Source organism: Microbacterium sp. CCH5-D1, assembly GCF_001557335.1.
GTDB lineage: Bacteria > Actinomycetota > Actinomycetes > Actinomycetales > Microbacteriaceae > Microbacterium > Microbacterium oxydans.
The window spans coordinates 1-12567 of record NZ_LSJW01000317.1 but is presented as its reverse complement, the minus strand read 5'-3'; the positions used below and the strand labels follow the sequence as shown (position 1 = coordinate 12567).

The 12567-nt window shown below is 67.7% G+C and carries 13 protein-coding genes; 7 read left to right on the top strand and 6 right to left on the bottom strand.

Annotated elements, in window-relative coordinates:
• Window positions 1-97: 97 nt before the first annotated feature.
• Window positions 98-1033: an aminoglycoside phosphotransferase family protein gene (locus tag AX744_RS19515; RefSeq protein WP_061018787.1), complete on the top strand. Its 936-nt coding sequence runs from the start codon at window positions 98-100 to the stop codon at window positions 1031-1033.
• Window positions 1034-1091: 58 nt separating this feature from the next.
• Here AX744_RS19515 and AX744_RS19510 read toward each other — a convergent pair whose 3' ends face one another.
• Complete coding sequence (locus tag AX744_RS19510; RefSeq protein ID WP_061018784.1) at window positions 1092-1934, bottom strand: hypothetical protein; 843 nt, start codon at window positions 1932-1934, stop codon at window positions 1092-1094.
• A gap of 62 nt (window positions 1935-1996) precedes the next feature.
• Window positions 1997-2260, bottom strand: a complete 264-nt coding sequence (locus AX744_RS19505) for a hypothetical protein (RefSeq protein WP_218867944.1) — start codon at window positions 2258-2260, stop codon at window positions 1997-1999.
• Between the two features lie 133 nt (window positions 2261-2393).
• Here AX744_RS19505 and AX744_RS19500 point away from each other — a divergent pair, with 133 nt between their 5' ends.
• From AX744_RS19500 to AX744_RS19490, 3 genes are all read left to right on the top strand, one after another.
• Window positions 2394-2699 carry a DUF7882 family protein gene (locus AX744_RS19500; RefSeq protein ID WP_046746757.1) on the top strand — a complete coding sequence of 102 codons (306 nt, stop codon included), beginning with the start codon at window positions 2394-2396 and terminating at the stop codon, window positions 2697-2699.
• A gap of 49 nt (window positions 2700-2748) precedes the next feature.
• Window positions 2749-3273, top strand: coding sequence for a hypothetical protein (locus AX744_RS19495; RefSeq protein WP_231728855.1), 525 nt, complete (start codon window positions 2749-2751; stop codon window positions 3271-3273).
• Between the two features lie 213 nt (window positions 3274-3486).
• Entirely contained in the window at window positions 3487-4878 is a 1392-nt protein-coding gene (locus AX744_RS19490) for a hypothetical protein (protein WP_046746759.1), read from the top strand.
• 85 nt (window positions 4879-4963) lie between these two features.
• Here the strand turns inward: AX744_RS19490 and AX744_RS19485 are convergent, their stop codons facing one another.
• The 4 genes from AX744_RS19485 to AX744_RS19470 all read right to left on the bottom strand — a co-directional run bounded on the left by AX744_RS19485 (window position 4964) and on the right by AX744_RS19470 (window position 8897).
• Window positions 4964-6082: a fatty acid desaturase family protein gene (locus tag AX744_RS19485; protein ID WP_307723518.1), complete on the bottom strand. Its 1119-nt coding sequence runs from the start codon at window positions 6080-6082 to the stop codon at window positions 4964-4966.
• 155 nt (window positions 6083-6237) lie between these two features.
• Complete coding sequence (locus AX744_RS19480) at window positions 6238-6522, bottom strand: hypothetical protein (protein WP_157543663.1); 285 nt, start codon at window positions 6520-6522, stop codon at window positions 6238-6240.
• 201 nt (window positions 6523-6723) lie between these two features.
• Window positions 6724-7677, bottom strand: coding sequence for an intradiol ring-cleavage dioxygenase (locus AX744_RS19475; protein ID WP_061018778.1), 954 nt, complete (start codon window positions 7675-7677; stop codon window positions 6724-6726).
• 77 nt (window positions 7678-7754) lie between these two features.
• Window positions 7755-8897: a low temperature requirement protein A gene (locus tag AX744_RS19470; protein WP_061018789.1), complete on the bottom strand. Its 1143-nt coding sequence runs from the start codon at window positions 8895-8897 to the stop codon at window positions 7755-7757.
• Between the two features lie 351 nt (window positions 8898-9248).
• Between AX744_RS19470 and AX744_RS19465 the strand changes: the two genes are divergently transcribed.
• The 3 genes from AX744_RS19465 to AX744_RS19455 form a co-directional block, all read left to right on the top strand.
• Window positions 9249-10775 (top strand): sugar transferase, encoded by a 1527-nt coding sequence (locus AX744_RS19465; protein ID WP_061018776.1) that lies wholly within the window; start codon window positions 9249-9251, stop codon window positions 10773-10775.
• A gap of 4 nt (window positions 10776-10779) precedes the next feature.
• On the top strand, window positions 10780-11976 hold the full coding sequence (locus tag AX744_RS19460) for a glycosyltransferase (RefSeq protein WP_061018774.1): 1197 nt from the start codon (window positions 10780-10782) through the stop codon (window positions 11974-11976).
• Window positions 11973-12567, top strand: a 595-nt coding sequence (locus AX744_RS19455; RefSeq protein WP_157543662.1) for a glycosyltransferase family 4 protein, incomplete at its 3' end; no start/stop codon positions are given. The genes AX744_RS19460 and AX744_RS19455, both read left to right, overlap by 4 nt.

The window sequence follows — 12567 nt, the reverse complement described above, 5'->3', positions numbered from 1 at the left end:
TCACTCCAGAAACCCTCGCCTAGCTTCTACATGGCGGGGGTTTTGCTTTGCCCGCGGCGAGACCTTTCCACCGACGCCCTGTGATCAACTGGTCCGTATGCGTCCCGAGCAGTCGTCCGTCATCCCGGTCGAAGCCCTCCGAGGCTTCCGGCCCGGGGACGACGCGACCCGGGAATGGGTGTCCCACGTACCGGGCATCGCCCTGGACCTGCTGCAGCGGTGGGAGCTCCGCCCTGAAGGCACGGTCCGATCGGGAGAGGCCGGGGTCCTCGTTCCGGTGCGCCGTGCCGATGGAACGCCCGCGGCGTTGAAGCTGCAGGTCCCCCGCGCCGAGACCACGGCTGCGATCATCGGCCTCACCCGTTGGCAGGGAGCCGGCATCGTCCGCCTGCTGGACAGTGATGCCGACCGCGGAGGGATGCTGCTCGAACGCCTCCAGGGAGACCGCGCTCTGGAGACCGTCGAAGATGATGATGCTGCCGTCCGCGTGGTCGGTGGCCTCCTCGCACGCCTGCACGCTGTGGCCGCCCCGGACGGGCTCCCCCCGCTCGCGACGGTCACCGCCGAGATGATCGACGATGCTGCCGCGGCAGCGCGCGTGCTCGACGACGATGACCGGTCCCGGCTGGACCGATGGGTCGACACGGTGTCGGCGGTGGCCGATGACACCGGCGACCGCCTCCTGCACTGGGACCTGCACTACGGCAACGTGCTCGCAGCCGACCGCGAACCCTGGCTGGCGATCGACCCGGAGCCGCTCGTCGGCGATCCCGGATTCGACCTCTGGCCCGCGCTCGACAGCGGGTGGAGCGACGATCCCGCCCCCACCGATGCACCCCGGCTCGTACGGCGACGCTTTGACATCCTCACCGAGATGCTCGACCTCGACCGCCACCGCGCTGCCGCCTGGACCCGTGCCCGCCTGCTGCAGAACACCCTGTGGGACATCGAAGACGGTCAGCCCGCCATCAGCGCGGCAGCGAAGCTGGTCGACGATGCTCTCCTCGCCGCCCACAGCTCCGAGATGCGGTGAACGCACCGAAACGGGTTCGCGTCGAGCGCTCGTCGCGAAGTGGAAGGCCCCGTCGTCGTCACAGCGATTCCGCAGCCTCCCGCGCTTGCTCCAGATCGCGCGCCGCCACTTCCGTGCGCTGAGCCGCAGCAGCTCGCTCCGCCTCTGCGCGCGACACCTCGGCCTCGGCGCGCTCGGCATCGGCGCGGGCGCGGGCGAGCTCGGCCTCGAGTTCGGCGGTCCTGTCCGAGAGTTCAGAGATGTGCGCTCGCACCCTCTGCAGCGCCGCATCCCTCCGTGCGAGTTCGCGCTCCGCGACCGTGTGCTCCTTCTCCGCCGCCGCGATCGCCCGCTCGGCGTCCCGACGCGCCCGTCGCGCCTGCAGTTCATCCGTCGGAGGTCGCGGCGCCGGCTCATGGTCTGGCACGTCGCCCGCCACCGCCTCACGGATCTCGCTCGCCGTGGCCGAGGGATCGAGAACCCGCAGCAGTCGGCCGGAAGCGACGGCTGCGGCCGCCGCCGGATCGAAGAACGCCGCCGAGATGGTCTGCTCGACCGCCTCGAGCGTCGACGGCGTCACGCGCTCCCCGCGCGCTGCGGCCAGCTCTCCTGCGGCCTGGGCGAGTCGCCGGGTGAGGGCACGGCGTTCCCGTCCCAGCTTCGCCAGCGCCGGCGCGTCCAGGTCGTCCTGGGCTTCGCGAAGCTCTCGCGCGAGCTCCAGCGCCTCCCCGAGCTGCGCCGCCCGCTCGCGCGCGAACACGTTCACCACCCAGGCCGCGATCGACGGCTTCCTGAGAGCGAGGATCCGGGAGGCGAGCTCCGGATCAGCCTCCCCCGCCCGGGCCTTGCGCGACGCCACGAACGATTCCGGGGCGTCGGAGTACAGCACGGCTGCGATCTCCTCGAACGTGGGACCGACCATGCCGCCACCCTACGCCGATACCGGTCGCCCGCCCGGGCTCCGCCCTGTGATCCCGACCGCGATCACAGCAGGTCGTACTCCCCGCCGTACGGCACCGCACTGTCGCCGGTGTCCCGCGCGTCGAATTCCACCGTCTCGACTGAGATCACGACGTGTGTGACCGAGGAGATCAACACGCTGACCGAGCGATTGCCCACCACCGAGAATTCGACGAACCCGCCTCCGGTCTGGATCGCCTCCTCTATCCGACCTCTCAGCTCGACGGCATCCTCCCCCTGCGCCAGGAAGAACTCTGATTCATTGAGCGCAATCCGCGTGCGCGCCATCGTCTGCACCTTGTCCTCCGCTCGTTGTCATTCCGTTGTCGTCATGCTGAGACGGTAACGAGTACATCCGGGCTCGCAGAGGGGGTTGCGCATGGGCCGCAGAAGAGGCAGTGCGCCGGTGTACCGTGATCACATGGGCAGACTCCGCTACGACGGGACCTCGGATCCGATCCTCATCGAAGACGCGACTCTGGCGCACCTCAAGATCGTCATCTCGACCAAGCTCCGCCGCCAGGAGAGCTTCATGATGACCTGGCTCCCGGTCAACGGCGGGGTCGACAAGCGCGCCACCGTGTGGATCCATCCGGCGATCCCGCTGCAGTTCGGGTACGACGCCGCCGAGCCTCCGGCGATCGATCCGCGACTGATCGCCGACATGATGCAGGCGCTCAACGCGTCAGGCGAACTCGTGCTCGATCATCTGATCTCCCCCGCCTGACCCCGAGTACCTCCGCAGGACCCGCCGCGGATCCGGCTACGCTGTGCCCGTGGATGCCGCCCCCTATCTCCTGCTCGGTCTGCCGATCCTCGCGCTGATCATCGGCGGCCCGATCCTCAGGAGTCGTATGGGTCGCCGTGCCTCTGCAACCGGAGCCAAGGCAGGAAAGAAGTTCGCGGACGAGAAGCTCGAGACGGCGCTCGGCGAACTCGGCACCACTCTGGTGATCCACGCACCAGAGCCGCGCGCGAGAGAGATCATCGCCTCCGCGATGGCGGGGAAGGAACGGGAGTACGTGATCCGCAGCGACGGCGGTTACGGCATCCGCTTCGTCGAACCCGATGACACGCTCGTCCGACTCGTTCCCGTCACCGAGGGCACCCGGATGCAGATCGAGACCTTCCGCGACTACTTCGGTTTTCCCCAGACCGTTCAGTTCTGGACGGAGCTGCGTGCACGCGTCGCCGCCGCGGCGGAAGCCCACGAGGTCACGGTCGCAGAGGGAAAGCCCATCCGCTACGTCCGCGGCGAGACGATCGACGACCGGAACGCCCGCTGGGTGCAGGCCCCCTGACCTGGGTCACGCGCCTTCAGCCGATGCAGGCGAAACACGGACGCACAACAAACCGCAGACGCAACTAGGCTGGAGGGCGCGCCCCGCCCGCCGGGCCTCCGCCGGGTCACGGTGGTGGCGTGCGCCCTGACGACCTCCTCCGGTCCACACGGTCCCGACTGACGGGACGGAGCCGCCGCTCCCGGTGTGGCCACGCCAGAAAGGCAAATACCCATGAGCGAATCCCCCGGAACCGCAGACCGTGACGGCGAGCGCTCGCCGGACTTCTTCGACCAGCTGATCGAGACCTCGCCCCGCGACCAGCAGGGCGCGTTCACCATCGGCTTCCGCGGATACGACAAGGGCGAGGTCGACGCCGCACTCTCCGCGCTTCGCAACCAGCTCAAGCAGGCCGCCGCAGACGTGGCCGAGGCTCAGGCGCGCGAAGAAGAAGCCGTCGAAGCGGTGCGGGAAGAGGAGCGCAAGGCTCGCGAGGCGCTCGAGAGCGAGCTCACGGCCGCGAATGCCAAGGCCTCCGACGCCGAGCAGCAGGTCGCGACACTCACGTCCGAGCTCGTCGACGCCCCGCAGCCCGATGGCGAGGAGGCCCCGTCGCGCCAGCAGTTCGAAGCGATCCTCCGTGTCGCGGAAGAGCAGGCGAACGTCCTCATCCAGAACGCCGCGGTGCAGGCCGATCGCCTGATGACCTCCGCTCGCGAGGAGGTGGCCGCGCAGCGCGCCGAGGCCGAGGCCGACGCGGAGCGGATCACCGACCAGGCGCAGCGCGACGCCGACCAGGTGCGCCTGAAGATGGACACCGAGTACACGGCTCACGAGGCGCGCATCGAGCGCGAGGCCGCGCACGCCGCGGAGAAGGTGAACCAGGCCGCTCAGGAGGCCACGGCGATCCGCACCGAGGCCGAGAAGGGCGCGGCAGCACTGCGCTCCCTCGTCACCCGTGAGACGACCCAGCTGCGCGCCGATGCCGAGCGCGATGTGCGCGACATGAACGCCCGCGTGCTCGAGTTCGAGGAGACCCTCACCCGCCGTCAGGACGACGCGCAGCAGGAGTTCCTGGTGCTGCACAACCAGGCGGTGGCGCACGCGGAGCGGATCACCAACGACGCCAACGAGCAGGTCACGGCCTCGCTCGAGCACGCCCAGCGCATCTCTGCACGCGCCGAGGACTACGAGCGCCTGACCCGCTCGCAGGCGCAGGCGATCGAGGCCGAGGCTCAGGTCCGCGCACGTGAGACCCTGGAGCGCGCACGCGCCAAGGCCCAGAAGATCGTCGATTCGGTCACCGGCCACACCACTGCCGTGCTGCACGACGCGGAGGACCGCACCCGCCAGCTGCGGTGGCAGCAGCAGCAGCTGTCGAGCTTCATGGCGGAGGTGCGCGAACTCATCCGCCCCGACGGCATCTTCTCCGACGAGTCGCTGCCGACGGAGATCACCGGAGCGGACGCGCCTGCCGCCCCGGCTCCCGAAGCTGCGGTCGCCGACGAGGCGCCGGAGGAGACCTTCCTCGGCGACGAGGTGCTCGAGGACGAACTTGACGATGACCGTCCGCTCGAGAAGATCACGATCGACGTGGTGGAGACCAAGAAGAAGTCCTCAAAGTAACGCACGAACGACAGAGGCGCGAGCAGGGATTCCTGCTCGCGCCTCTGTCGTTCCCGGACTGATCAGGCCCGGTGATGTCTGGGGGCTACCCCCGGCCGAACTGCGCCACTGCCGGGCAGTCGAAGGGATCGGCTCCGGCGGAGAGACCGACCCGGTTCAGGTACTCGATGACGATCATGTAGGACCGACCGAGGCTGGTCTCCGTGTAGGGCACGTCGTTCGCCGCGCAGTAGTCGCGAACGATCTCCCGCGCCTTCGCGAGGTGCGGTCGCGGCATGCTCGGGAAGAGGTGGTGCTCCACCTGGTAGTTGAGGCCGCCCATGAGCCAGGTCGTCCACCATCCACCGCTGATGTTGCGGGAGGTGCGCACCTGCTTGGTGAAGAAGTCGAGACGGGCGCCGGGCTCGATGATCGGCATCCCCTTGTGGTTAGGCGCGAACGCGGCCCCCATGTAGACGCCGAAGACCGCGAACTGCACCCCCATGAAGGCGAAAGCCATACCGAGGGGGAGCATCATGAACACGGGCACCAGGATGAGGGCGAACCGAAGCGCAATGATGCTCAGCTCGGTCCAACGTCCCTTGACGTTCTTCGTCGTCATGAGGTACTTCAGGCCGAGGAAGTGGAGGTTCAGCCCCTCGAGGGTGAGGAGCGGGAAGAAGAGCCAGCCCTGCTTGCGGGTGATCAGCTTGATCAGGCCCTTGGACTTGGCGGCATCCTCCTCGAGGAACGAGATCGTGTCGACTTCGATATCGGGGTCCTTGCCGACCTGGTTCGGGTTCCCGTGGTGCTTGGTGTGCTTCGAGTCCCACCACGAGTAGCTCATGCCGATGCTGGCGATCACGATGCGGGCGAGCTTGAAGTTCGCCGGCCCGGTGGAGAGGATCTGGCGGTGCGCGGCCTCATGCCCGAGGAACGCGATCTGCGTCAGGACGATGCCGAGCCCTGCGGCGATGAGCAGCTGGAACCAGCTGTCGCCGAGCAGGATGAAGCCGGTGATGAGACCGCCGAGCGCGACAGCGATGCCGGTGGCCACGAAGATGTAGAACCACTGGGTCCGCTGCAGCAGCCCGGTCTCCTTGACCACCTGCGAAACCTGCTTGTACGCCTTCGCCATGGGAGGGAAGTCTGCGTTGCCGGAATACGTCTGACGAATCGGACCCAGCGTTGCCGCGGTCGGTTCGATCTGTGTGAGGGAGATGATCTTCTCCTGACGATCGGAGCCCTTGAGCTGTGAAAGCCCAAGGCAGCTGCCCAACGCTTACCTCACAGTAGCCCTAGCTCTATACGCGTCAGGGAATACATCGGAACCTCTCGCCGACCCTTCAGCCGAGCCCGGCTGCGGATGTCCGAGGGGGCTCAGGCCCGCGCGCGTCGGGTCCGGCGTCGCCACGCTCGCGGAAGGATCGAGGGGAAGTCGGGGGTCGACCGAGAGGGTCGGTTCGCGTCTTCGAGGGCGCGGAAGGCGGCATCGAGCGAATCGAAGACTCCGAGTTCGGTGCCGTGATTGTCGCGCACGAGGTGCGCGCTGCCGTCGAACTCGACGAAGCCTGCGAACTCGCCGCCGCGCGTCGCGACGTGCACATCGACGTCGGCCCGTTTCCAGGTCAACGGGTCGGAAGGGGGAAGTGTGGTGCTGCTCATGGTCATACTCATTGCTGTGTGGCGGACACGCGTGGCGCTCCGCAAGATGTGAGACCGAGGGCGGATTCCGCACGCATCGATGTGCGCGGTCCGTGATGGCCCTGATCAGTGGCGACGTGGCGGCCGAGAGGGGCGATGCACACACGTTGCTCGACAAGCATAGCAGATCTCCCCTCTCGACCTCAGGAGCCCCGATGTGGCTCAGCTCGACGGCCGGCCGCCGCCTGGCCCGCCCTGACTTCCGCCCGCGGCGGGAGCTGTCTCGGTATCGATGCCGACCACGAGCGTCGCCGTATACCCGCCCTGCACGCCGCCCGTGACCGTGGCCAGTTGCAGCGCTCCGGAATCGTCGCCGAAGACGTTGTCGCTCGCCAGCGTGATCTGCGACAGATTCCTCGCGGATCCGTCGTAGGCCGACTCGGCGTAGACGTCCGCGCATGCCGCTTCCGGAAGTGCCAGCTGCGAGGTGGCGATGGCCGCCGTCGAGTCGGTGATCGAGCCGACATCCGGATACACCTCGAAGTGGATGTGCGGCCAGCGGCCCGAGTAGCACCCGGGGAACACCGAGGTGAACGAGACCCTGCCGTCGGCGTCCGCCACCTGCACACCCCTCAGGTAGGTGACGTCCTCCAGCCCCGAGGAGTACATCGAGTACTCTCCCTGGGCGGTGCAGTGCCACGCGTAGACGGCGACACCGGCGAAAGGCAGGCCTCCGTTCGCCAGATCGATGACCCGCAGCTCGAAGGTGAGGGGCACTCCCTCCGCCGTCGCTCCGCCGTCGATCGAGGACCGGATGTCCTGACGCACGATGCCGGCGTCCTCGAGCACATCGGGCCCGTTCGAGCCGTCTCCCGGATACGGCCCCGCCGTCTCGTCGGGGATCTCATCGACGCTCACGGACTCGCCATCCGATGTCGTCGTCGTGCTGGGCGTCGGTGTCGACGTCGCAGCTCCGACCGAGTCGGACGGCGTGCAGGCCGCGAGGACCACGGCTCCGATACCGAGCCCCGCGAGGCCGAGCACACCGCGCCGGCTCAGCAGGGTGCGGATGTCGAAGGCCGCGCCCTGGTCGACGACCTCCTCGTCGGCACGATCGAGCAGCCTCCCCTCGTACGCCGGACCATCGGGGGTCTGGGTGGGTTCCGGAATGCTCATGATGCTCTCCTCCTCGACGAACTGTTGGTGATGACCACCAGCGTCGCGGAGCTTCCGATCAGGCGCTCCTGCGCCCGCTATGCCTTTTCTATGTGCGGGGAATCGACCGGCGGACGCAGCACCAGCACCACCACGACTCCGACGAGGATGAGGGCGGTGAGCGTCACCGGAACCGGCAGCACGGGGTCGAGCAGCACCAGCACCGCCGCGACCGGGACGACCGTGTTCACGACACGATCCGCGTTCTCACGGATGGCGATCCACCAGATGCCCACCAGGAAGATCGCGATCGGGATGGTGACCGTGAACGATGCGGCGATGTTCGACAGATGGCTCTTCCCGGTCAGGACGTCGAGCTCCACCTCGATGCCCGCCGAGAAGGCGGCCGCCGCCGCGAAGACGAAGTAGTGCGTGTATCCGTAGCGCAGCGACCGCGCGAAGCTCGAGATGGCACGGTGATGCGGTGGCCAGAAATAGATCCACCAGAGAGACGCCGTCACGACGAGCGTCAACACCGAGATCGCGATCAGCGGCCCGAGACTCTCGACCTTGTCGAGCGCATCGATGATCGCGTTCGCCGAGGCCAGCAGGCTCTCGCCGAGCACGATGAGCGTGAAGAGTCCGTAGCGCTCGGTGATGTGATGCGGATGCCACGGATTCTGCTTGCGGAACTCGGCGAACACCGGGACGCTGATCTCGATCAGGGCGAACAGCACGAACGCGGCGATCTGCAGGGGGCCGGTGGGTATGAGGAGGAACAGGATCCACAGCACCTGGACGGCAGCGATGCCGAACGCGTACCGTCGCGTCACCGACCGCAGCTGACCGGCCGACCGCGACGCCCGCAGCCACTGCGCCACCATCGCCACGCGCATCACGACGTACCCGAGCACCGGAACGGTGAAGTCCCCCTCGTTGAACGCTCGGGGGATGCCGGCGGCGAAGACGAGGACGCCGCCCATCTGCACGAAGGTCGTGACGCGGTAGAGCCAGTCGTCCGTGTCGAACGATGTGGCGAACCAGGTGAAGTTCATCCAGGCCCACCAGATCGCGAAGAACAGCATCGCATAGGACGTGATGCCGTGCAGGAACTCTCCTTCGCTGAGGGCGTGGTGCAGCTGAGCGGAGGCGATGCTCACCGCCACCACGAAGACGAGGTCGAAGAAGAGCTCGAGCGGACTCGCGGTGCGATGCGGCTGCGCCGGGTCGCGCGGCAGCATGGTTCGCAGCTGGAAGCGTGGATTGTCGATGTTCGCGGTCACCGCGACAGGATAGCCCGCCGGCGGCCGCCTCCCGCAGCCGCCGTTCATCCAATCAACAGAATTACCTTCCGGTGCAGCCGGTGTTCCGCTACACTGAGTCGGGTCTGCAGTGCCTGCTGTCAGCGATCACCGTGTGGGACGGTGAGAACGCACTCCGTGATGTGGGAATCATGGGGAGTTTCAGCAGGACCCGAGGGGTCGGGACGCAGACGAAAGCCGTGAACGTGGGGTTCATGGTCTGGGGAAACTGGGGAAACACATGTCGCACTGGGGATTTCTGCGTACATTCACGGCTCATGGGGCCTCGGCATGACTTCCGTCGAGGATGCCCTGAGCATCGCTCGTACGGGCTTCGTGCCGGTCGCGGCTCCGCGAGCCACGAAGTCGGTGACGCGCACGGTGGTCACGCCGCGCGCTTCGGCGACTCTGGAACGGCGCCGTCAGTGGGAACGTCGCTATCGGATGCAGCTGCGGATCACGGATGCGGCCGTCATCCTTTTCGCACTCGGTCTGACAGCAGCGATCCAGCTGGCGAACGGCGTCTCCGGGCCTGAGGTCCTCCGCGACGGCATTCCGCTCGCCGCGCTGTGGTACCTCCTGCTGAGCGCGCTGCACACGCGGGACGCCGCGTTGTTCCGCGCCAGCGCCACCGAGTACCGCGGCGTCGTGCACGCCACGGGACTCGCGTTCGGGATCATCGCCATCGTGGCGGTGCTGCTCGCCTGGAAGACGATGCAACTGACGCTGCTGCTGGGGCTGCCCGTCGGTGTGCTGACTCTCCTGGTGACCAGGTGGCTGTGGCGTCACTGGCTGCAGAAGCAGCGATCCCAGGGGAGGTTCGCCTCCCGCACCCTCGTCGTCGGCAATAGGGACGACGTGGAGTATGTGGTCCGGACGCTGCACCCGATCGGCGCCTCCGGCTACCAGGTGGTCGGCGCGACGCTGCTCGACGGCAACGCTCGCGACATCGTGATCGACGACACGCGGTTCCCGGTCCTGGGGAACGTGAACTCCGTGTCGTCGGTCGCGGCCGAGGTCGGTGCCGACACGATCATCGTGGCGAGCCGCCCCGAGGGCGAGCCCGAGTTCGTGAAGCAGCTCAGCTGGCAGCTGGAAGGGACCGCCGCCGAGCTCGTGCTCTCGAGTCGCCTCACCGACGTCGCGGGTCCGCGGATCTCCTTCGCGCCGGTGGAGGGACTGCCGCTGATCCAGGTGCAGATCCCCACCTATGAAGGTGGCCAGCACCTGCTCAAGCGCGCCCTCGACATCGCCGTGGCCACGGTCGCGCTGATTCCCATCGCGCTGCTGGCTCCCGTGCTCGCGCTGCTGATCAAGCTGGACTCCCCCGGCCCGGTCTTCTTCTTCCAGGAGCGGGTCGGCCGCGACGGTCGACGGTTCAAGATGGTCAAGTTCCGGTCGATGAAGACGGACGCCGAGCAGCAGCTCGCCCTGCTCAAGGAGCAGAACCAGGGCGCCGGACTCCTGTTCAAGATGAAGGACGACCCCCGCGTCACCCGGGTCGGCCGAGTGCTGCGCAAGCTCTCCCTCGACGAGCTGCCGCAGTTCTGGAACGTCCTCATCGGCGACATGAGCGTGGTGGGGCCTCGGCCGCCGCTGCCCAGCGAGGTCACCGCCTACGACGGCACCGTCTTCCGTCGCCTGTACATCAAGCCGGGGATCACGGGGCTGTGGCAGGTCTCCGGTCGGAGCGACCTCTCCTGGGACGAGAGTGTCCGGCTCGACCTGCGCTACGTCGAGAACTGGTCCGTGATGAACGACCTGCAGATCATGTGGCGCACCGCCAAGGTCATGGTGCAGCCCAGCGGGGCATACTGATCGGATGAGCAATTCGAACCGCCTCACCATCGCGATGGTGGGGACCAGAGGAGTGCCCGCAGCATACGGCGGCTTCGAGACCGCCATCGAAGAGGTCGGACGCCGTCTCGCCGACCGCGGACACGACGTCGTCGTGTACACCCGCGGCTCCGAGCGGCGCGAGAAGGAGTACCTCGGTATGAGGGTCGTGCACCTTCCCGCGATCCCGGTGAAGCAGATCGAGACGCTGAGCCACACGGGGCTGTCGGCTCTGCACCTCATGTTCCGGCGGCGGCCGGATGCGACCTTCGTCTTCAACGCGGCGAACTCCCCGTTCCTGCCCCTGCTGCGATTGCGCCGCGCGCCGGTCGCCCTGCATATGGATGGACTCGAATGGCGACGCTCGAAGTGGGGTCCGCGCGGCAAGGCGTACTACCGCTGGGCTGAGCAGTTCGGGGTGCGCACGGCCGATGCGCTGATCGCGGATGCGCCCGGGATCGCCGACTACTACCGGCACCAGTTCGACGTTCCGACCGAGCTCATCCGCTACGGTGCCCCGATCCTCGACCAGCTCCCGGAACGTGGCGTCGCCGAGATGGACCTCACCCCTGAGGGGTATCACCTGGTCGTCGCACGGTTCGAACCGGAGAACCATGTGCTCGAGATCGTCCGGGGTTACCGCGACAGCGACGCGAAGCTGCCGCTCGTCGTCGTCGGCTCGGCGCCCTACAGCGCGGGGTACACCCAGGAGATCCAGCGTGTGGCGGACGGCGACGACCGCATCCGTCTCGTGGGGGGCGTCTATGACCAGGAGCTGCTCGATGCGCTCTATGCGAATGCGCTCACGTATCTGCACGGCCACTCTGTGGGCGGCACCAACCCCTCGCTCCTGCGCGCCATGGGAGCCGGGACCGCTGTCATCGGCTTCGATGTCCCCTTCAACCGCGAGGTACTCGACGGCAACGGGTGGTTCTTCGCGGATGCCGCCCAGGTCGCCGAGCAGGTGATGGCCGCCGAATCCGACCCGGCAGCGACCGCGGCCAAGGGCACCGCCGTGCAGGAGATCGCCCGCACCCGCTTCCGCTGGGATGATGTCGCGGACGAGTACGAGGCACTCGCGCAGCGGATCTCCGAAGGTGCGACCATTCACCCCTCAGCCAGGCGGGCACGCCGACGGTCGACGGACTGGGCGCCCGTTCGCGCCGAATCGAGCACTTCGTGAGCAACGAGTCGAAGCGACCGACCGTCCTACTCGTCCACCCCGGCGCCGAGATGTTCGGGTCCGATCGCATGCTCCTGGAGAGTGCCATCGGCCTCGTCGAATCGGGGGTGCGTGTCGTCGTCGCTCTGCCGAGTTCCGGCCTTCTCGTGAACGAGTTGCGCGCGGCCGGCGCAGAGGTCGTCATCCTGCCGATGCTCGTGCTCCGCAAAGTGCTGCTCACCCCGCGCGGACTGCCGAGGCTGTTCCGAGACACGTTCCGAGGGCTGGGCGCTGCCTGGCGGCTGATCGGCCGGCTGCGTCCCGACGTCGTGTACGTCTCGACGATCATCATCCCCGAGTGGCCGCTGATCGCCCGGCTGCGCGGAGTCCGCACCGTGAGCCACGTGCATGAAGCCGAGGCCTCGGGCAACAGGATCGTCAATGCTCTCCTCTACTCCCCCCATCTGGCCTCCCATCAGACCCTCGTGAACAGCCGGTTCAGTCTGGACACCATCCGCACCGCGCTCCCCGCCCTGGCCCGGCGCTCGCACGTGGTGTACAACGGCGTCGCTTCTCCCCCGCACCCGCTGTCTCCCCGTCCCCGCACAGAGG